Below are 20,214 nucleotides of genomic sequence, written 5' to 3'. Positions count from 1 at the left end.
CAAGGTTCTTTGCCTTAGTCGACCTGGGCCAGTTGTTGCTCGAGGCTTTCCAGGTGTTCCAGCGCCAGCATCCAGGCCTCTTCCAGCTCGCCTTCGCGGGCCTTCATTTTGGCTTGTTCGGCAAGAACATCGCGTAATTCGTCTTTACGCGATGTTTCATAAATCGCCGCATCACCGAGCCGCTCCTGCAGCTTGGCCAGTTTTTCGTGCAATTGGCCCAACTCTTTTTCCAACTTTTCCGCTTCGCGCTTGTGCGGGGCCAGTTGCTGACGCAATGCAGCAGCGGCCTGGCGCTGGGCGCGTTTGTCGGTCTTGTCGGCTGCCGGCGCGCTGGTGCTGACCGGCGCCTGACGCGCGCGGTAGTCGACTAACCAACGAGCATAGTCGTCCAGATCGCCGTCGAATTCCTGAATACGCCCTTCGGCCACCAGCAAAAATTCATCGGTCGTGCTTTTGAGCAAATGACGATCATGAGAAACCACCACAACCGCACCTTGGAATTCCTGCAACGCCATGGTCAGGGCCAGGCGCATTTCCAGGTCGAGGTGGTTGGTCGGTTCGTCGAGCAGCAGCAGATTGGGTTTTTCCCAGGCGATCAACGCCAAGGCCAGACGCGCTTTTTCGCCGCCAGAAAAGTTCAACACGGGTTCGTCGCAGCGTGGGCCGCGGAAATCGAAGCCGCCGAGAAAGTCGCGCAGGGTTTGTTCGCGCTCAGTCGGCGCAATGCGTTGCAGGTGCAGCAGCGGGCTGGCCTTGTTATCCAGCGAATCGAGCTGATGCTGGGCGAAGTAGCCCACCACCAGGTTTTCACCGCGCACCAGCCGCCCGCCAATCACCGGCAGTTCGCCCACCAGGGTTTTGATCAGGGTGGACTTACCCGCGCCATTGGGGCCAAGCAAACCGATACGTGCACCGGGTACCAGGCCGAGTTTGACCTTCTCCAGAATCACTTTTTCGCCGTAACCCAGACGGCCATCGGAGAGGTTCAGCAGTGGGCTGGAAATCTTGTCCGCTTCGCGGAAGGTGAAGTCAAAGGGCGAGTCGACATGGGCGGCGGACAACTCTTCCATCCGCTCCAGGGCTTTGATCCGGCTTTGCGCCTGACGCGCCTTGGTCGCCTGCGCTTTAAAGCGGGCGATGTATTTTTCCATGTGCGCGCGCTGCGCCTGCTGTTTCTCGTACGCCTGTTGCTGCTGCGCCAGGCGCTCGGCACGAGCACGTTCAAAGGCGGTATAGCCGCCGCGATACAGCACCAGCTTGCGCTGATCAACATGGGCCACATGGTCGACCACGGCATCGAGAAAATCGCGGTCGTGGGAAATCAGCAACATGGTGCCGGGGTAGCTTTTCAGCCACTCCTCCAGCCACAGAATCGCATCGAGATCCAGGTGGTTGGTGGGTTCGTCGAGCAGCAAGAGATCGGACGGACACATCAGCGCCTGCGCCAGGTTCAGGCGCATACGCCAGCCACCGGAAAAGCTGCCTACCGAGCGGTCCATCTGTTCGTTGCTAAAGCCCAACCCGGCGAGCAGTTTGCGCGCGCGGGCATCGGCGGTGTACCCATCGGCCGAATCCAGCTCGGCATGCAGGCGCGCCTGAGCGGCGCCGTCATGGGCCGCTTCGGCGACGGCCAGGTCCTGTTGCACCTGGCGCAAGCGCACATCACCATCGAGCACGTAGTCGACGGCGATACGGTCGACCTCGTCGACCTCCTGGCGCATATGGGCGATCCGCCAATCAGCGGGCAGGAAGCAGTCGCCGGAGTCGGGCGTCAGCTCACCGCGCAGCAAAGCGAACAGGCTGGATTTGCCGGCGCCGTTGGCACCGATGAGGCCGGCTTTATGGCCGGCGTGCAGGGTGAGCTCGGCGTCTTCCAACAAACGCTGCGGGCCACGCTGTAAAGTGAGGTTTTGTAGTCGAATCATAATGGCGGCGGAGTCTACCAGCTTCGTTCGCACATCGCCCGGAAAGCACCATGCCCTCTGACCTGTGGAGTTTTGCCCAAAACCTGTACGCCCGCCCCGGCATCGAATCGGCCTGCCTGCAGTTGCAGCAACACGGCGCCGACGTGTGCGTGCTGCTGTCTGCGGCCTGGCTGCAACAGCGCGGTATCGCCTGTACGCCGGCGCGTGCGGCAGCACTACGCGCATTGGCTGAGCCATGGCAGAGCGAGGTGATTACGCCCCTGCGCCAATTGCGTAAGGGTTGGCGTGAAGCAGCCGGCCACGACGAAGCCCTGCGCGTATTGCGCGAGCAGATCAAGGCGTTGGAGTTACAAGCGGAGCAGCAGCTATTGGAGCGTCTGCAACAGGCGACAACCGATTGGCTGAAGGGTGAAACAGAAGGGGACTGGTTGGCTGCCGTGGCAGGCCAGCATGACCACGACGCGCTGCAGGTGCTGCGCGCCGCGATCACTCACACTTAGGAAGCGCTAGGTACGGCGCTGCCGTTGGTGACAGGTGCTGCGGCGGCCGGCGCTGCAGGCGCGGCGGCTGGAGCCGGAGCGGGTGCGGCAGCCGGTTTTGCCGGTACGGCCGGTTTGGCAGCGACGGCAGGTTTGGCAGCAGGTTTTGCGGCCGGCTTGGCGGCAGGCTTAGCCGCCGGTTTTGCAGCGACTGCAGGTTTGGCCGGTGCTTTCACTGCTGGTTTAGCGGCAGGTTTGGCAACTGCTTTCACCGCAGGTTTAGCGGCTGGCTTGGCAGCAGGTTTAGCAGCTGGCTTGGCCGACGCATTTGCTGGAGCTTTGGTAGCGACGGGTTTTGCTGCTGGTTTAACCGCTGGCTTGGCGGCAGCCTTGGCAGCCGGTTTGGCCGCAGGCTTGGCGGCTGGTTTTGCAGGGGCCTTGGCCGCTGGCTTGGCAGCGGCTTTCGCCGGTGCTTTAGCGGCTGGTTTGGCAGCAGCTTTTACCGGTGCCTTAGCAGCGGGTTTGGCCGCAGCTTTGGCCGGCGCTTTGGCAGCAGAAGGTTTGGCTGCCGGCTTGGCGGCTGGTTTTGCGGCAGCTTTTGCCGGTGCTTTGGCAGCCGGTTTAGCGGCCGGCTTGGCAGCGGCTTTGGCGGCCGGCGCCTTGGCAGCTGGTTTGGCAGCAACGGGTTTGGGTGCAGCGGCACGAGCGGCCAGCGCCTTGGCGACGGTCTCTTTTACCTTGCCAACGCCCTGGGCCAATTTCAGGCTTTCCTGGGCATCGCGCTTGAGCTGCACGATGTAGTTGCGCGTCTCGGCCTGGCTGGCTTTGAGGGTATCGAGCAGGGTTTCCAACTCGCCCACAGCCTTCTTGGCTTTGGCTTGTGCTTTGTTCTTGCCCGCAGTGGTTGCCGCTTGCAGCAAGCTGCGTGCGTCGTGCAATTTTTCCTGGGCTTTGCCGCGTTGTTTTTCCAGTTTGGCGAGCAGCTTTTCAGCGTCGACCAAAGCTTGGGAACAAGCACTTTCAAGATGATCCAGCAGACTCTGGGAGAGCTGCTGCAGCAGATGCAAAGGAGTAGTTACCGATTTCTTATTGGCCGACATGACGCGCCTCCTGGCGAACGTTGGTGCGGCCCATACTAGCCGGGTGTTTCGCCGCTCGCCAGTTCTGCAATAAGCACTGGCATAATCGCCGCACTTATCGTTCGGAGAACGTCCATGTCGCGTTGTCTTCTTTTCGTTTTTTTTCTGCTTATCGCCCCCGTTCACGCGCAAGAGAATCAGCACGACCTGGCCTATAGCCTCGGTGTAAAACTGGGCCAGCGTCTGCGCGAAGAAGTGCCCGATCTGCAACTGCAAGCGCTGCTCGACGGCTTGCGCCAAGCCTACCGCGGCGAGCCGTTGCAGCTCGATGCCAAACGTATGGAGCAACTGCTGGCAGACCACGAAGCCAAACTCGCGGCAGCGCCGGCAGACGACGAACAAGCCGTGCAAGCCGAGACGCGTTTTATGGTCAACGAAAAAGCCAAAGCGGGCATCCACCAACTACCCGGCGGCGTGCTGTATAGCGAACTGGTCCAGGGCCAAGGCAAAAAGCCGACGGCGACCGGTCGCGTTCGGGTTAAGTACGTGGGGCGTTTTGCCGATGGCGGCGTGTTCGACGAGAGCACTCAACCGGTGTGGTTCAAGCTCGACAGCGTCATTGCCGGTTGGCGGATTGCGTTGCAGGAGATGCCGGTGGGCAGCAAATGGCGACTGGTGGTTCCTTCTGCGCAAGCCTATGGCGCAGAAGGGGCAGGCGACCTGATACCGCCTTACTCACCTTTGGTATTTGAACTGGAACTGCTCGAGGCCGCAGACTGAGCAGCGGCCTCTTTTTCACAGTAGTCTTGCGCTTAGACAGCAGGAGCCGTCTGCTGCTGATGGGCGTTGTGCAGCACTTCGATCAGGCAGTCTTCCAACTCGAAACGCTCATGGAGCAATTGCCCCAGGCGTTTCAATTCAGCAGCCACCGCGGCGGCGTCACTGCAATCGCCTTTGTCGCAACGGTCATTGAATGCCAACGCCACTTCGGTGATGGCTTCAATACGCGGGTAGATCTGCTTGGCTAATTCCAACCCACGCTCGTCACCGAAGGCCTTGGCTTCATTGGTGAGTTGTTCATAGACCTCGAAGTGGCCCGCGGATACGTAATCCACCAGCACTTCGCAGAAGCGTTGCAAGGCTTGCTCGTTGGCAGCCGGTGACGCTTGCTGGTCATGCAGCGCATCGAAACTGAGGACCAGTTCGTGGCGCTCTTTCAGCCAACGGTCGATTAACAGATGCACCCCACCCCAGCGTTCTTGGGCGTTCTGACAGCTCTCGAGCATGATGACTACACTCCCCTTGATCGTAATGCTGTTATACGTCTGCTCCGAGACGGTTTTTTGTCATCCGGTGCTTCACAACGGCATTTTACCGACGCTTTGTGCAGGCCAGATTATGCCCGCCCGCTAACGCCCACAAGGCGCCGGGAAAGAAAGTTTCATACGAGCGTTTGATCCGAATGCCGCATGCGGCTTGGCCTGAGCAAACCCCCAGGCCTGGAGATAGAGCGGCCTTGAGCCGCTGCTTAGGGAAGGTCAGGCGCGACGCAGGAACTGGTACAGCGAGAAAATGGCCATGCTGATAAAGGCCAGCAAACACCACTCGGCCAGGCTCATGCCAAACAGGGTCCAGGTTACTTCGGCGCAATCGGCTGTGCCGTGCAGCACCCACGCCACGAACTTCTCGAACGGCAGCGCCTGCAGCATGTAGTCGAAGTTGGTGGGCATACACGAGGCCATCGGATCGGGCGGCGTGTTTTGCAGCCAGATCTGCCGCACCGCCGCTGCACCACCGGCAGCCGCCGCCAGGAACGTCAGCGTCGAATACACGCGACGTCCGCCACGGCCGGGATTGTGCAACGTGGCCAGCAGCGCGAACACGCCAAATACAATCACGCACAACCGCTGCACGATGCACAGCGGGCACGGCTCAAGACCGACCACATGCTCGAGGTACAGCGCACTGCCCATCATGACAACGCAGGCAAGGAAGGCTAGGAAGAACAGTGAACGCGGGCTGGCCAGCGACATGACAACTCCGGAGCAGGCAAAGAAAGGCGGTACGTTAGAGCAAAGCTCCTGCCGCTTACAAGCCAACGCCTGGCAGCGGTCATCGGCGTTCTGCCACCGTCCATCCGCTACCCAGCCGCCACGGCGCAAAGCGCGCGGCGACTGGGCAAGCCTTGAGGATTTATTGGCGGGACAATTCGCCGCGCCCTCAGGCGCTGACAGTCTTGGGCAAAGGCAGGTTTGGCAAGCGCTGGTCCAGCAGGCTCAGGCCTTCCTGGAACAATTCATTGCTGCGCTGTACCTCACCTAGCTGCGCCAGCAGACGTGCCAGCTCGGCGCACGCCTGTGGATGGCGAGCAAAGCTCAGGCTACTTTCGAAATACTCACGCGCTTTGCCCCACAGATGATTCTGCAAGCACAGACGGCCCAGGCAGAGCAGTAACACAGGGTCGGTCGGATTCGCCTTCAGCCATCCTTCGGCAGTCTGCAGTTGTTTGGCCACATCCCGCCCGCGCACCAGCCCGTACAGCTCCACCAGGCGGCTGTCGTACTGCCGTGCAATCGCTGCACGCAACACCTCTTCGGCTTCTTCCGGCGCTCCCAACACCCGCAACTGCTCGGCGTACACGGCCACCAGTTGCGGCTCACCGCGCTGGCTCTTGGACAGGTGTTGCCAAGCCTGGGTCAGCGGCTGCAATGCGATCTCGCCGTCATTCAGGCCATCGTTGGCGGCACTGGCCAGGCGGGCACTCCAGGCTTGCTGTTCGAGGGCAGTGAGCTCGGCATCGCCTAGTACTTTGTCTTTGCGAAGATCCGGTAACAAGGCAATAACTGCCGGCCAATCACCGCGCTGCTGATGCACCTGCTGCAAATGCTTGAGCACCTGGCGGTGGTGCGGATGTCGGTCGCGCATCACCTGCAAGGTTTCCAGTGCAGCCTCGGTTTGCCCGCGTGCCTGTTGCAATTCGGCATGGGCCAGGGCGATGGCGAGCTCGGCATGGGGCTGGCGCTCCAGGGCCTTTTCGAGAAAGCCGTCGCTCTGCTCGTACTCGCCCAATTCATTGGCAGCCCGGGCGGCGCCGAGGTAGTAGATCAGCGGCTGCCGCTCGCCGTCCGCTGCGCGCTGCAAGTGCCGCACAGCACGTGCCCAGCGGCCTTCGGCAAGGTCAAGCAAGCCTTGTTCGCTAGCCAGTTGTACGCGGCGTTGGCGGTTGCGCCGCGACCAGGGGTTGACCACGCCACCCGACACTAACACCAGGCTGAGCAGCAAGCGCACCAGATAGACCGCCAACGCCAGCACGGCAATCACGGTGACCGCGGCCCACAGGCTCGATTCGTAGCGGAAGTTTTTATAGGCAATCAGCACATAGCCAGGGTCTTCGACCACGGCCAAACCGATCAACACAGCGAGTGCTACAAGGAGTAGGAGAATCAGCAGCGCACGTCTCATGGGCTGACGTCCTCCAACTCATCCTCGGGCGCTGACTGCTCGCTCTGCGCGGGATTTTCCTCCTGCAACTTGCGGCTGGCATTCTCGCGGCGCTGCACGTAGGCGCGCACCGCGTCGGAAGCCTGGGTCAGGTCGGGCATGGTGACCGCCACAGGCTGAGTTCTCAGCTCGTCGATACGGGCCAGCAGTGCTCGGCTATCGGGGTTCTCGTGGTTGAAGTAGCTTTCCAGTACGTCGCGCGCCTGCGCCAGAGCCTGTTCATACACCTCTTGTTTGCCATTGAGTGCCGCCCATTGCGCCTGCTCCAGGGCCAGCGTCAGGGCCAGTTGCACTTGGGTCAGGCTTTGCCCGGCCAGCAGCGGTTTCACCTTCTGGTCGGCATCGAAGTCGATGCGGATATAGCGCGAGAGTTTCTCCAGCCACTCGGCCCACCAGCCCTGGCCGTCACCTTCAGCAGCGAATTTGAGTGACTCGCCGTTGCTTTTGAATGCCGGCACCAGTGTCTTGAGTTGCGCGGCCTGTTGACGCATCGCGCCCAATTGCAGGAACAGCCCAGTGCGGTCCAAGGCCGTGATGCCGCGCAGAGCGACCAGCGATTTGGCCAGTTGCTCACGGGCGGCATAGGCGGCGGTGTCGTCCTGATCCCGCAGAATTTCATCGGCGCCCTGCACCAGCACCGTGGCACTGCCCACATCCTGCAGTGCGGAAAGACGCAAGGCGGCAAGACGTAACAGGTGCTCGGCTTCAGCCAGACGCCAATCCTGACGGCTGGCGCCCAGCACGCTTTCTACGCGTTCGCTGAGGTGCTGCTGATCACCCTGCAACTGCGCCAGCAGACGCCGACGGCTTTCCAGTTCCTGCGGGTCGGGCAAGGCTGCCAGACGCTCCGTCAGGCCCTGCTCACGCTGGGTCAACAACAGGGTTTGGCTGCGCGCTTGCTCAAGCTGCGACAGCTGTTGTTGATCCTGACTCTGCAGCAGGCGCACCTGCCACACGCTCCAGCCGGCCACTGCCACACCGGCGGCGCCAATCAGCAGGGCCAGCGCCGCCAGACCGTTGCCACGTTTTGCGGCGACGGGTTTGGGCTCTGGAGAAATGGGCGCAGTCAGCGCAGGTTGAGTGTCATCTTTCGGGGAGGTTGCTTCGCTCACGTATCCGTCCTGTGCATCAGAGGGCAGTTGGGGCTTGTTCCCGCAACACTGCCAGCAACGCCGCGGCACTCGCACCACGACAGTCCACAACCGCAAGAGCTCCGGCAGCCGTTGCCAGTTCGGCAACCCGCGGGCTCGGTACAAACAAGGGTAGCCGCGCCAATGTCGGCCAATCGGCGCCCGCCAGGGTCAGCAGGTGTTGCAAACCCTGCCCACTGCTGACCACCAGACCATTCAAGCGTTCAGCGTAAACACGCTCGGGCAAGGTCGCCACCGCATAGTGCGGCAACAAGCGGCGATACAGTGGCAGATAATCGACCGCCACACCTTGGCCGCGCAAGCGGTCGGCCAGGGCTTCACGGCCACCCTCGCCGCGCAGGATCAGCACCCGAGGAGATTGGCCGGTATTTAACGCCTGTTGCAGCGCTGGCAAGGCGAGCAAGGCTTCGCTGTCATCGCCCTGGCTCGGGTAGCTGACTGGCAAGCCATGCTCAGCAAGGATATGGCCGGTGGCAGCGCCAACACTGAACCATGGAAGGCTGGCCGCTGGTTGCGGCCAATACCGTTGCAGCAAAGCCACGCCAAGGCGGGCCGCCGGTTTGCTTACGACGATTACCGCGCAGTAGCGATTGAGGTTCCGGAAGGTGTCGCGCTGCTCAGGCGTTTCTGCGAGAGGTTGGATTTCCAGTAGAGGCAGGCTGCTGCTGAACACGCCCTGCTCGGCGAGAGTGGCAGCCAGCGCCGCACACTCTTCAGCCGGACGGGTCAGCAGCAACCGCCACCCGGTCACTCCGGTTTCGCCTCACCGTAGACGGCTTTCAGGATGGCCGCAGCGCCTTGTTTCAGCAGGTCTTCGGCAACGATTACACCCAGGGCTTGCGGATCTTTCACCGAGCCCGTGGCTTCGGCACGCAGCAGCAACGCCCCATCGGGCTGACCCACAAGGCCGCGCAGCCACAACTGCTCACCTTGTAGCTCGGCGTAACAGGCGATGGGCACCTGGCAGCCGCCATTGAGGTGCTTGTTCAACGCACGCTCGGCAATGACGCGTAGGGCGGTTTCGTGGTGGTGCAGCGGTTCGAGCAATGCGTGGATTTCACGGTCGGCGCTGCGGCATTCGATGCCAACTGCGCCCTGGCCACCGGCAGGCAGGCTATCGATCACACTGATACTGGAACGGATGCGCTCGCCAAAACCCAGGCGAATCAAACCAGCGGCAGCCAGGATGATCGCGTCGTACTCGCCAGCATCCAGCTTGGCCAAACGGGTATTGACGTTGCCACGCAAAAAGTTGATTTTCAGATCCGGGCGCAGCGCTAGCAACTGGGTCTGGCGACGCAGGCTGGAGGTGCCGACCACCGCGCCTTGCGGCAAGGCTTCGAGGCTTTCGTAGGTATTGGAAACGAAGGCGTCACGCGGGTCTTCGCGCTCGCAGATGCAATAAAGGCCCAGGCCTTCGGGAAAGTCCATGGGCACGTCTTTCATTGAGTGCACGGCGATGTCGGCTTCGTTTTCCAGCAAGGCGGTTTCAAGCTCTTTGACGAACAACCCTTTGCCGCCGATTTTCGACAAGGGCGAGTCCAGCAGCTTGTCGCCGCGACTGACCATGGGCACCAGGCTGACGATCAGCCCCGGGTGAGCCGCTTCAAGGGTGGCTTTCACGTATTCAGCCTGCCAGAGGGCCAGGGCACTTTTGCGGGTGGCGATGCGGATTTCGCGGGACGACATGACGGCTCTCGAACGGAATTAACCCGCGCATAGTAAGACACGCGCGCCGCAGGTGCACCCGCCGTCAGGGTGACCGGCTGCCGCAGCATGGCGGCAACCGGCTAGGCGAAGTGCGTCAGAGGTTATTCATCAGCTTGCGTACGCCGGCAACATGCCGGCGGCTGACGATCAGGGCATCGCCATTCAAACCTTTGAGATAGAGCTGGAAATGCCCCAAGGGCGTACGTTGCAGCCGCTCGATGCGCTCGCGGGCGACCAGCGCGTTGCGGTGGATACGCACAAAGCGATCACCGAACTCGTCTTCCAACGCTTTGAGCGGCTCATCCAGCAGCACCTCACCGCCTTCGTGGCGCAAGGTCACGTACTTGTGATCGGCAATGAAATAGATCACCTGATCCAGGGGAATCAGCTCGATGCCTTTTCGGGTTCGGGCGCTGATATGGGTGCGTGGGCCGTTACCACTTTCGGCGGCCGGGCGAGTTAACGCAACAAGCTGCACACGGTTGGGCCGCTCGGCCTTTTTCAATGCCTCGATCAGGCTTTCGGGGCGCACCGGTTTGACGAGATAGCCCACTGCGCTCACCTGAAAGGCATCGATGGCAAATTCATCGTGCGCGGTGCAGAAGATCACCGCTGGCGGTGCTTCGCGTTCGCAGAGTTTGGCGGCGACCTGCAAGCCGTCCAGACCCGGCATGCGAATGTCGAGCAACACCACATCGGGTTTAAGACTATCGATCAGGGTCAACGCCTCTTCGCCATTGCTGGCACTGGGCTCCAACACTCGGTAACCATCGAGCTCACCGACCATACGGCTGAGGCGCTCGCGGGCTAGGGGTTCATCGTCGACGATCAGGACATTCATATTGCTCGGGCTTCCTGCGTGAGTCTCGCACAAGGATAGCGTAGACAGGTGAAGTGGCGCCCGTCACGGCGATCCACGCTGAGACTCGCTCTTGGGCCAAAAAGTGCCGCAAGACGCGCATCTATATTCACCAACGCTTGATGTGTACCACGAGAGGGTTTGTGCTCACTGCCCTCCTCATAGGGGTTGCTGACACACAGCTGGAACACCCCGTTTTCATACTCTGCTTCTATGCGTACCACGCCCCCTTCGATGCGCGGCTGAATACCGTAGATCAAGGCGTTCTCCAACAAAGGCTGCAAGGTCAACTGCGGAATCGGCAGATCCGCCGGAACATCATCGACCTGCCACTCCAACTGTAGACGCTCGCCAAGGCGATATTGTTCGATCGAAAGATAGCGCTTGCTGAGCTCCAGCTCTTCACTCCATGACACCAGGCTGCCGGGCTTGGCCAGGCTGGCGCGAAACAGATCGGACAAATCCAGCACCGCCTGTTCGGCCTTGTAGGGGTCGATGACCACCAGGCTGGCAATGCTGTTCAGGCTGTTGAACAGAAAGTGCGGACGGATCCGCGCCTGCAACGATTCGATCCGTGCCGATAACTCTGCCTGCTGCTGACGGCGCCATTGGCTCTGCAGATAGAAATAGCGTAGCAGCAGCGCCGACATGATCAGGCTAATCAGCGCATGGCGCAGATAAAGATTGACCTCACCGGTGCGCGCCAACGGCCCGCCCAGATCGTAGTAGTCGGCAACCGCCGTACAACCCAGGGTCAACCCCACCACCAGCAGGCAACAGAGTAGCCCGGCCAGTGACGCAGGCAAACGGGCCAACAACGGCCGCAGCTGACACATCAGCCCGGCCGAGAGCAGCACGATCCATTGCACGAACAAGGAGGTCAGTGCCAAACGAACCCAGTTGAAACCCGGTTGCATGGGCTCGGCCAACACCAGGACCAGCACCAGCAGTTCGGCAAGCAACACCAATACCAGCAAGGCCTCGGGCAGGCACAGCTCAGGCAGAAAGAATTCGCCAGGTGTGGTTTTTTTCGGTTTGAGCCAGTCGATTCGCATCGGCACAGTTTCCGGGGCGGCATGCGTGGCAGCAAGCAGGCGAGCGCTGCACGGACTAAATAAAGCAGCAAATGGCCATCTCGTAGCGAAAACTGTGATCGGTCCTACATTGACGCAGCCGCTGTCCTGACTGTGTTACGGCAGAAGGCACGATAAAGCGCCGCCGCGAATTTTCGTCCTACCCTGCTATTATCCGCACAATTTTCCACGCCGGCCGCCCACCGTGGCCTGCCCGTATTGCGCACCAGCCGAGTCATTGCCATGAGCACCGAAAAGACCAACCAATCCTGGGGCGGCCGCTTCAGCGAACCTGTCGACGCCTTTGTTGCCCGCTTCACGGCCTCGGTCAACTTCGACCAGCGCCTGTATCGCCACGACATCATGGGCTCTATCGCCCACGCCAGCATGCTGGCCAAGGTCGGCGTGCTCACCACTGAAGAGCGCGATGCCATCGAAAACGGCCTGAAGCAGATTCAGGGCGAAATCGAAGCGGGCACCTTCGACTGGCGGGTGGACCTGGAAGACGTGCACATGAACATCGAGGCGCGCCTGACCGACCGCATCGGCGTTACCGGCAAAAAGCTGCACACCGGCCGCTCGCGCAACGACCAGGTAGCGACCGACATCCGCCTGTGGCTGCGCGATGAAATCGACCTGATCCTCAGCGAAATTACCCGCCTGCAACAGGGCCTGCTGGAGCAGGCCGAGCGTGAAGCCGGCACCATCATGCCGGGCTTTACCCACCTGCAAACTGCCCAACCAGTGACCTTCGGCCATCACCTGCTGGCCTGGTTCGAAATGCTCTCGCGTGACTACGAGCGCCTGGTCGACTGCCGCAAGCGCACTAACCGCATGCCGTTGGGCTCGGCCGCGCTGGCCGGCACCACCTACCCGATTCAGCGCGAGATCACTGCGCAGTTGCTGGGCTTTGACGCAGTGGGCGGCAACTCGCTGGACGGCGTGTCCGACCGCGACTTCGCCATTGAATTCTGCGCCGCCGCCTCGTTGGCGATGATGCACTTGTCGCGTTTTTCCGAAGAGTTGGTGCTGTGGACCAGCGCCCAGTTCCAATTCATCGACCTGCCCGACCGCTTCTGCACCGGCAGCTCGATCATGCCGCAAAAGAAAAACCCCGACGTGCCGGAACTGGTACGCGGCAAGTCCGGCCGTGTGTTTGGTGCGTTGATGGGCTTGCTGACGCTGATGAAAGGCCAGCCGCTGGCCTACAACAAAGACAATCAGGAAGACAAAGAGCCGCTGTTCGATGCCGCCGACACACTGCGCGACAGCCTGCGTGCGTTCGCCGACATGGTGCCGGCGATCAAGCCGAAAACCGCGATCATGCGTGAAGCCGCCCTGCGCGGCTTCTCCACCGCCACCGATCTGGCCGATTACCTGGTACGCAAGGGCCTGCCCTTCCGTGATTGCCACGAAATTGTTGGCCATGCGGTGAAGTACGGGGTGGAAACGGGCAAAGACCTGGCAGAAATGAGCCTGGACGAGCTGCGTAAATTCAGCGACCAGATCGAGCAGGACGTGTTTGCCGTGCTGACCCTGGAAGGCTCGGTGAATGCCCGTGACCACATCGGCGGCACTGCGCCGAATCAGGTGCGGGAAGCGGTGCTGCGCGGTAAGGCGCTACTGGCTAGCCGGTAATTCCCGCGCTCCTGCAACACCCATCGAGGCTGAAGCCGCTCCTGCAGACCGCACAATCTTGTAGGAGAGGCTTGAGCCTCGATGCTTTTATCGGCACTAAAACTACTTCTTGCCGCCCCGCGCCATCTCCAGAAACTTCTCCATCTCGGCATCTTTGTCAGCCGCGACTTTCTGCACATTGGGGTTCTGGCCCAACAGCTGGAACAACGCCTTGGCCTGCGGGAAATCGGCCAGCACGTCGGTGGCGAACAGCTTGCCCATCACTACGCAGGCCAGATCCAGGCTGTAGAGAAAGTACAGGTCGGCCAGGCTCAACTGTTCACCCGCCAGGTACGGGGAAAATTTACCGTGGCGTTTGAGGCTGGCGATGCCCAGGTCCAGGTCTTCCTTGCTTTTGGCCTTGATGGCCGGGTCGACCTTGCCGCCAAAGAAGGCTTCCAGGTAACAGGCCCGCGCCGGCAGTTCGATATACAGCTCGATTTCGCGCATCAGCGAACGCACGTACGCGCGCGTCTGCGGGTCGCTCGGCAGCAGCGCTTTGCCGGCCTGGGTTTCTTCGATGTACTCGAGAATCACGCTGGTTTCGTTGATATAGCCTTGCTCGGTTTGCAGCACCGGCACCTTGCCGCGCGGGCTAATGCGCAGAAAATCTTCGCGCTGGCCGCCGTGAACATCGACCGCCTCGAAGGCAATGCCCTTTTCCAACAGCGCCAGTTTGACCATGTTGTAGTAATTGCTGACCGAAAAACCGTGCAGTTTGAGCATGACTTTCTCCGTTCCAGGTGGAGTGGGGGTTGCACCTTATAAACCCCACCGCGGTTCTCGCCCAGCCGTATTGACCCCATGAATGCGTACGCCATAGCGCACAGACCGTGGCACACTGCGGCCTTGTTTCCCAAGGAGCTCGCCATGAGCGAATTTGACGAGAGCGAAGAAGCCTTCGCCGAAGCGACCCTGACCCAGGCCATCGAAAACCAGATCGAAACCGAGAACCCACCCGCCGCCAAAGCCGCTTACAACAAGTTGACGCTGGTGGGTTATCCGCGCGAAGAAATTCTGCAGTTGATGGCGCTGGTGCTGGCCCACGAGATCGACGCGATGCTCGATGAGGACCGCCCGTTTGACACCGCGTGGTATGAACAGGCGCTGCGTGCGTTGCCGGATCTGCCAGAAGACAGCGAAGAGGTCGACTAGCACTTAAGCAGCACTTGCCTTGACACAACTCAGCGGATTAGCCTCGCAGGCATAGCACTGTGCTGTGACCTGCCCGGACGGGGTGGCCTCTGAGCCTGTATCGATGACCCATCGTGTCTATTTCAGCAGTTGGACAATCCTGTGCGCGGCCCTGCTGTTTGCCGTGCTGGGCCTGTGTCGCGCCAACGCTGAAACCTTACAGATTGGCGCCGAAGACGATTGGTACCCCTACACCGCCCTGCGTGACGGCGAAATTCAGGGCATGTCGGTGGACATCGTCAAAGCCGCCTTCGCGGCGAGCGGCACCGAGATCGAGCTGGAGTCCTTCCCCTATTCTCGCTGCATGCAACTGGCGCTGCGCGGCCAGATCGTCGCCTGCTTCAACACCTCGCCAAATCCCAAGATTGCCGAAGAATACCTACTGCCCAAGCACCCGCTGTTTACCGACGCCATCCTGCTGTGGGCGCGCAACGATAATGCCGCGCCGCTCAACAGCCTCGACCAGTTGGTGGGCAAGACCGTAGCCGTCACCAATGGCTACGAATACGGCGCCGATTTTGACAACGACACCCGCTTGAGCCGCATTCTGGTACGTAAAGACCTCAATGGTTTTCTGATGCTGCAGCGCTCGCGGGTGGACTATATGGTGGCCTTTCGCGGCACGGCGTTGCAGCTGTTCGAGGAGTATCCGCAGTTGCGCGGGCAATTTATCCCGGTAATGACCGTGCACCGCCCCGATCTTTATCTATCCTTTTCTCGGCACCACCCCAAAGCCGCCGAGTTGCTGGAGCGCTTCGACCAAGGCATGCGCCTGATCGAAGGCAGCGGCCGCTACCAACAGATCATCGACACCTGGAGGAACAAGCAGAACGCCAGCCGTTGACTGGTCGCCACCACCCGCCACCCCTGCCCGCTTTCTGGGGTCACCACTGCGCCACCGACTCGTCGTCATGAGCGGGGCACCTCTACAAGAATCTGGAGCCAACATGTCATTTACCCCTGATCTGATTGCTGAGCTGGAAATTCTTGCCCTGTACAACCTTTCCAACACCAAGGAAGGCCTCAAGGTCCACCATATCGCGTCGCCAACGGCCATCGCCGCCACTCAGCGCCTGCATGAAAAAGGCCTGGTGACCCTGCCCGATGGCGGTTACCTGACCAGCCTGGGCCTGGATGCCGCGCAACATGCCCAGGACTTGCTGACCATTCTCACCGTCGAAGAAGCGGCCTAACCGGCCTCTGCTCCAGCCGGCAAAAACAGCCACCGAGCGACGTGCATCGTCTGCTTCAAGCTGTTTTTGCCTGGCGTGCCTAGCTGCAGTAAATCTGGCTCTGCCAACGGCGTTTCGCGGCTGCTAATCTAGCCGCACCAACTGGCATGAGTTAGCTATGACGCGCACCCAGGAAATTCGTCCCGATATCGACGATGGGATCGATCGCAAGGTTCTGACGCAACTGCGCGCGCGCTTTCTCACCGTGAATGCCGGGCGGCTGGACCGTGCCATGCAGGGCCTGTCGACGCGCCAGCAACTGGTGCTCAAGTTGCTGCCGCTGCTGTTTCACGTTAACCACCCTCTGCTGCCGGGCTATGTATCCGGGCTAACGCCGGCTGGCCTGTCCGGTTATGAGCCGGACGACGAACTGCTCAGCGAAGCCCAGCGCCTGACACGCTCCTTCGTTTATAAACCGCGCCGCGGCAACCCGCCCATGCCCATCCATGGCCTGTTTCTGATGGGCAGTTTGGGCACAGTGGCGCAGGCCGAACAAAGCGATATGGACGTGTGGGTGTGCCACGCGCCCAACCTCAGCGCACAGGAGGTGCAGGAACTGACCCGCAAATGCGCGCTGCTGGAGGCCTGGGCCGCGACGCAGGGCGCCGAAGCGCATTTCTTTCTGATTGATCCGGCACGCTTTACCGTTGGCGATCGCGAAGCCCAGCTGACGTCCGACGATTGCGGCACCACCCAGCATTACCTGCTGCTGGACGAGTTCTACCGCACCGCGATCTGGCTGGCCGGGCGCACGCCGCTGTGGTGGCTGGTGCCGGTGTATGAAGAGAAACGCTACGCCGAGTACACCCATCAGCTGTTGAGCAAACGGTTTATCCGCGCCGATGAAGTGCTCGACCTCGGCCACCTGGCCACCATTCCGCCCGGTGAATTTATTGGCGCCGGCATGTGGCAGCTGTTCAAGGGCATCGAGTCGCCGTACAAATCGGCGCTCAAACTGCTGCTCACTGAGGTGTATGCCAGCGAGCACCCTCACGTCGAATGCCTGAGCCTGCGCTTCAAGCAAGCGGTGTTCAGCAATCAATTGGACCTCGATGAACTGGACCCTTACGTGGTGGTGTACCGCCGCCTGGAGGAATACCTGAGCGGGCGCGGCGAGACCGAGCGCCTGGAGTTGATCCGCCGCTGCCTGTACCTCAAGGTGAACAAAAAAATCAGTACCCCGCCGCGCAACCGGCGCAAGAGCTGGCAGCGCTTGCTGTTGGAAAAGCTCACCGCCGGCTGGGGCTGGCAGCATCGGCAACTGGCGATGCTCGATAGCCGCAGCCAGTGGAAAGTGCGCCAGGTCAGCGCCGAGCGCCGGGTATTGGTGAACGAGCTGACCTACAGCTACCGTTTTCTCTCGCAGTTTGCCCGCACCCAGCAGGCCGCCAGCTCGCTCAACAGCCGCGACCTCGGCGTGCTGGGCCGGCGCCTGTACGCCGCGTTCGAGCGCAAGGCCGGCAAGATCGAATTTATTAACCCGGGCATCGCCCCGGACCTGGCCGAAGACAACCTGACCCTGGTGTTCAATGCCAACACCGATGGCAAAGACGACAGCCAGTGGGCGTTGTACAACGGCAGCATCAGCGGCCAGGAATGGCGCGACTTCGCCCCACTGAAACGGGCCCGAGAGCTGATCGAACTGCTGGCCTGGTGTCACCGTAACGGCGTAATCGACAGCAGCACACGCATCGCCCTGCACCCGGGCGAAAGCGACCTCACCGACTTCGAACTGGCCAATCTGCTCAGCAGCCTGCAACAGGCCGTGCCGCTTCCGCTGCCCGCCGTCAGTGAAGATGCCTTGCTGCACAGCAGCGCGCCGAGTGAAGTGCTGCTGCTGGTCAACGTCGGCATCGACCCGCTCAAGCAGCACAGCCAGCTCAATGTGCACATGACTACCGGCCGCACCGACTCGCTGGGCTACTCGGGAGTGCGCGAGAACCTGGTGCTGACCCTCGATCAGGTCAGCCTCAACAGCTGGAACGAGTTGTCGGTCAGCCGCTACGACGGGCCTCATGCCCTGCTCGACTGCCTGCGTGATTTCCTCAACAGCCTGCCAGCCGGCGGCAAATTGCCGACCCTGAAAGTGCGCTGCTTCTGCCGCAACCGCGCCCAGGCCATTGCCGAGCGAGTGGAAGAGTTGTTCCGCGACATCCTTTCCCACTTTGTGGGCGAGCGCGGGCAGCGCTATCTGGTGCAGATTCAACAGCAGTATCACGTGCTGCAACTGACGCCGGGGCATGTCGACCATGTGGCGCTGAACAACCTGCCGGCATTGCTCGAACAACTGGGTAATGAGCAGTCCAGCTACAGCGCGCTGCACCTGGACCGTCATGCTTTGGAAGGCGAAGACCTGGCGCTGATTCTGCCGCTGGGCCGGCCCAACTGCATTCAGGTGTTCTACCGTTTGCAGGAAGAAACCGCCGAATTGACGGTGCTGGATGAGCGCAATGCCTTGTGGCGGCAACGCTTGCCGTACCGCGACGAACAAAGCCTGCTCACCCCGCTGCAGCGCTTTCTGCAGTCGGTGTTTTACCGACGCAATGCCCAGCTGCCGCTCGATGCCGACCTCAGCCAAACCGACGCGCTGGAAATTCTCTACTACGAAGTGCTGCCACCGGCGCCCTCGCGTGCGCAGTTTCTGGAGCGCCGGGCGCCGCCGCAGTCGGCGGTCAGCCACCCGTTCTATGATGTGCAGGCCATCGTTGAACCGGCAGAGCAGGGACGCGTGCACGTCAGCCTGTTCTGTAACCATCGAGAGTTTTCCGAGCTGGAATATGGCAACGAACTGTTCAGTGCCGTGGCCCGCCACATTCTCTCGCAACGTAGCGGCCATGAGCGTTACCCCTGCTACATCACTGACCTGGACCTCTCGCGCGTGCTGGGCGAAAGCCAGACCCAGACCATTCATTACCTGCGCTACAAAACTCGGCTGGAAGCGGCGTTGAATAACGCCTTGCAGCGGGCCTAAGCCGCCGTCAGGTGCGCATCGGCGCCTGCGGATTGTTCAGCGCATACAGGTAGCAGTCAGCCAGGCTATGGTCGCCGGCCACGCTGGCGTAGCTCGCAGTAAAGGTAATGGCCTGGCCCAGGTGCTGATACAGCCAGTTGTCACTGACTCCCGGCGGCATCTGCGGCACCAGATCGCTGTCGTTCACCACACGGAAAGTCGGCACGCCCAGCGCGTTGTAATATCCGGCAAAAGCCGGCGATGCCAGCCGCGGGCTGGCGAAGTTATAGTGCTGAAGGCTCAGGCCCGGCCAGCGTTCACGCATGTCCACAACTGCCAGGCTCGACAGGCTGCTGCCCAGGCTGTGGCCGCAGACCCACAACGGACCTTCGGGACGCAGGTCGTCGACAACCTGCAAGGCCAGATCACGCAACGAGGTGTAAAGACGGAGAAAGCCGTCATGCACCAGGCCAACATCGGTTAACCAAGGGTAACTGCGTTGCTTCAGTTCCAGGTCATCGAGCCAGTCTTGCGCCGTGTCGGTGCCGCGAAATACCAGGTACACAGCCCCTTGGGGGTCGCGGGCGGCAAACCCGAAGGGTTCCGATTCATTGAGAAAATGTAGCTCGCTGAGCACGCTCCACACCGGCGCGGAAAACTGCCAGCCCTCCAGGGTTGGCAGTTGCCAGGTAAAGGCTTGCGGCTTGCGCGGTTTGCCTTGCGTCACCCACTGGTCGTACTGCAGATACGCGCAGTTGACCAGTTGGGCACAGAGCAACGCCTGAGGAAGGGAAAACGTGGGTGGGAAGTACATCGGTAGGCTGGGCATTGCGGCCTCCTTGCCAATAAATGAACCCCTACTTTATAAGCGCTCGCCGATCAGAGGCTATAGGCTCCGGCCGCCTCCGGTTGATACTCGACTGCCAACAGCGTCAGCTGAATCAGCTTGCCAGCCGGCGTCGGCCAATCGATATGCTGCCCCACCGACAGCCCCAGCAAGGCGCTGCCCACCGGGGCCAGAATCGATACCGTGCCCTCGCTGCCGGCATCGTCGGGGTACACCAGCGTCAGGTGGTACTCCTTGCCGCTGCTTTCCTCGCGGCACACTACCCGCGAATTCATCGTCACCACACCGGCTGGCACTTCGTCATGGCCCACCACCTGGGCACGCGCCAGTTCGGCCTCCAGCGCCTGGGCACCAGGGCCAAAGTCTTCCAGGCTGTCGAGCAGGCGTTCCAGGCGTTGCAGGTCGAGACGGGTAATGGTGATGGCAGGAGCATTCATGGCTCGGCACTCATATTCGGTGGGCGGTAAATCCCAGGCGGCAATAAAGAAAAACCCCGACCGGAGCCGGGGTTTGCAGGTGCCTCATTCGAGTAAGGCT

General features: G+C 61.2%; 20 protein-coding genes. 7 read left to right on the top strand and 13 right to left on the bottom strand.

The genetic code is table 11. The features are described from left to right. Nucleotides 1-14 precede the first annotated feature (14 nt). Nucleotides 15-1,925, bottom strand: a complete 1,911-nt coding sequence (locus PKE98_RS03205) for an ATP-binding cassette domain-containing protein (protein WP_271193817.1) — start codon at nucleotides 1,923-1,925, stop codon at nucleotides 15-17. Between the two features lie 50 nt (nucleotides 1,926-1,975). Here PKE98_RS03205 and PKE98_RS03200 point away from each other — a divergent pair, with 50 nt between their 5' ends. Continuing rightward, nucleotides 1,976-2,425, top strand: coding sequence for a TIGR02444 family protein (locus PKE98_RS03200; RefSeq protein WP_271193816.1), 450 nt, complete (start codon nucleotides 1,976-1,978; stop codon nucleotides 2,423-2,425). On the opposite strand, the gene PKE98_RS03195 is transcribed toward PKE98_RS03200, so the two are convergent. After that, nucleotides 2,422-3,504 carry an AlgP family protein gene (locus PKE98_RS03195; RefSeq protein ID WP_271193815.1) on the bottom strand — a complete coding sequence of 361 codons (1,083 nt, stop codon included), beginning with the start codon at nucleotides 3,502-3,504 and terminating at the stop codon, nucleotides 2,422-2,424. The two genes, PKE98_RS03200 and PKE98_RS03195, sit on opposite strands and share 4 nt — an antisense overlap. 114 nt (nucleotides 3,505-3,618) lie before the next feature. On the opposite strand from PKE98_RS03195, the gene PKE98_RS03190 reads away from it, so the two are divergent. Continuing rightward, nucleotides 3,619-4,263, top strand: coding sequence for an FKBP-type peptidyl-prolyl cis-trans isomerase (locus tag PKE98_RS03190; RefSeq protein ID WP_271193814.1), 645 nt, complete (start codon nucleotides 3,619-3,621; stop codon nucleotides 4,261-4,263). A 32-nt stretch (nucleotides 4,264-4,295) separates the two neighbouring features. Here the strand turns inward: PKE98_RS03190 and rsd are convergent, their stop codons facing one another. The 8 genes from rsd to PKE98_RS03150 form a co-directional block, all read right to left on the bottom strand. Then, a complete protein-coding gene (gene rsd, locus PKE98_RS03185) occupies nucleotides 4,296-4,769 on the bottom strand; it encodes a sigma D regulator (RefSeq protein ID WP_271193813.1) in 474 nt (157 codons plus the stop codon). Nucleotides 4,770-5,021: 252 nt separating this feature from the next. Continuing rightward, the gene (locus PKE98_RS03180; RefSeq protein WP_271193812.1) at nucleotides 5,022-5,516 is read right to left on the bottom strand and encodes a disulfide bond formation protein B; all 495 of its coding nucleotides are present in this window, start codon (nucleotides 5,514-5,516) and stop codon (nucleotides 5,022-5,024) included. A 187-nt stretch (nucleotides 5,517-5,703) separates the two neighbouring features. Continuing rightward, on the bottom strand, nucleotides 5,704-6,945 hold the full coding sequence (locus tag PKE98_RS03175; RefSeq protein ID WP_271193811.1) for a heme biosynthesis HemY N-terminal domain-containing protein: 1,242 nt from the start codon (nucleotides 6,943-6,945) through the stop codon (nucleotides 5,704-5,706). Further along, a complete protein-coding gene (locus PKE98_RS03170; RefSeq protein WP_271193810.1) occupies nucleotides 6,942-8,096 on the bottom strand; it encodes a uroporphyrinogen-III C-methyltransferase in 1,155 nt (384 codons plus the stop codon). The genes PKE98_RS03175 and PKE98_RS03170 overlap by 4 nt, the downstream gene beginning before the upstream one ends. Nucleotides 8,097-8,112: 16 nt before the next feature. Then, on the bottom strand, nucleotides 8,113-8,886 hold the full coding sequence (locus PKE98_RS03165; protein ID WP_271193809.1) for a uroporphyrinogen-III synthase: 774 nt from the start codon (nucleotides 8,884-8,886) through the stop codon (nucleotides 8,113-8,115). Further along, nucleotides 8,883-9,824, bottom strand: coding sequence for a hydroxymethylbilane synthase (gene hemC / locus PKE98_RS03160; protein WP_271193808.1), 942 nt, complete (start codon nucleotides 9,822-9,824; stop codon nucleotides 8,883-8,885). Before hemC ends, PKE98_RS03165 begins: the two co-directional genes overlap by 4 nt. A gap of 115 nt (nucleotides 9,825-9,939) precedes the next feature. After that, complete coding sequence (locus PKE98_RS03155; protein ID WP_108097982.1) at nucleotides 9,940-10,686, bottom strand: LytR/AlgR family response regulator transcription factor; 747 nt, start codon at nucleotides 10,684-10,686, stop codon at nucleotides 9,940-9,942. Further along, a complete protein-coding gene (locus tag PKE98_RS03150; protein ID WP_373877798.1) occupies nucleotides 10,683-11,759 on the bottom strand; it encodes a sensor histidine kinase in 1,077 nt (358 codons plus the stop codon). Before PKE98_RS03150 ends, PKE98_RS03155 begins: the two co-directional genes overlap by 4 nt. A 261-nt stretch (nucleotides 11,760-12,020) precedes the next feature. On the opposite strand from PKE98_RS03150, the gene argH reads away from it, so the two are divergent. Continuing rightward, on the top strand, nucleotides 12,021-13,415 hold the full coding sequence (argH, locus tag PKE98_RS03145) for an argininosuccinate lyase (RefSeq protein ID WP_271193806.1): 1,395 nt from the start codon (nucleotides 12,021-12,023) through the stop codon (nucleotides 13,413-13,415). Nucleotides 13,416-13,517: 102 nt separating this feature from the next. Here argH and PKE98_RS03140 read toward each other — a convergent pair whose 3' ends face one another. Continuing rightward, the gene (locus PKE98_RS03140) at nucleotides 13,518-14,180 is read right to left on the bottom strand and encodes a glutathione S-transferase family protein (RefSeq protein ID WP_271193805.1); all 663 of its coding nucleotides are present in this window, start codon (nucleotides 14,178-14,180) and stop codon (nucleotides 13,518-13,520) included. A gap of 144 nt (nucleotides 14,181-14,324) precedes the next feature. Between PKE98_RS03140 and PKE98_RS03135 the strand changes: the two genes are divergently transcribed. From PKE98_RS03135 to PKE98_RS03120, 4 genes are all read left to right on the top strand, one after another. Next, a complete protein-coding gene (locus PKE98_RS03135; protein ID WP_271193804.1) occupies nucleotides 14,325-14,609 on the top strand; it encodes a hypothetical protein in 285 nt (94 codons plus the stop codon). A 103-nt stretch (nucleotides 14,610-14,712) separates the two neighbouring features. After that, nucleotides 14,713-15,492, top strand: coding sequence for a substrate-binding periplasmic protein (locus PKE98_RS03130; RefSeq protein WP_271193803.1), 780 nt, complete (start codon nucleotides 14,713-14,715; stop codon nucleotides 15,490-15,492). Nucleotides 15,493-15,595: 103 nt separating this feature from the next. Beyond that, a complete protein-coding gene (locus PKE98_RS03125) occupies nucleotides 15,596-15,841 on the top strand; it encodes a TIGR02647 family protein (RefSeq protein ID WP_271193802.1) in 246 nt (81 codons plus the stop codon). A 157-nt stretch (nucleotides 15,842-15,998) separates the two neighbouring features. Next, nucleotides 15,999-18,851, top strand: a complete 2,853-nt coding sequence (locus tag PKE98_RS03120; RefSeq protein ID WP_271193801.1) for a class I adenylate cyclase — start codon at nucleotides 15,999-16,001, stop codon at nucleotides 18,849-18,851. A 7-nt stretch (nucleotides 18,852-18,858) separates the two neighbouring features. On the opposite strand, the gene PKE98_RS03115 is transcribed toward PKE98_RS03120, so the two are convergent. Continuing rightward, nucleotides 18,859-19,659 carry a lipase family protein gene (locus PKE98_RS03115; protein WP_271193800.1) on the bottom strand — a complete coding sequence of 267 codons (801 nt, stop codon included), beginning with the start codon at nucleotides 19,657-19,659 and terminating at the stop codon, nucleotides 18,859-18,861. Between the two features lie 50 nt (nucleotides 19,660-19,709). Then, nucleotides 19,710-20,114: a nucleoside diphosphate kinase regulator gene (rnk, locus tag PKE98_RS03110; protein WP_271193799.1), complete on the bottom strand. Its 405-nt coding sequence runs from the start codon at nucleotides 20,112-20,114 to the stop codon at nucleotides 19,710-19,712. Between the last annotated feature and the right edge of the window lie 100 nt (nucleotides 20,115-20,214).

The organism is Pseudomonas turukhanskensis (assembly GCF_027922365.1).
Lineage (GTDB): Bacteria > Pseudomonadota > Gammaproteobacteria > Pseudomonadales > Pseudomonadaceae > Aquipseudomonas > Aquipseudomonas turukhanskensis.
This window is presented reverse-complemented; position numbering and strand designations above follow the sequence as displayed.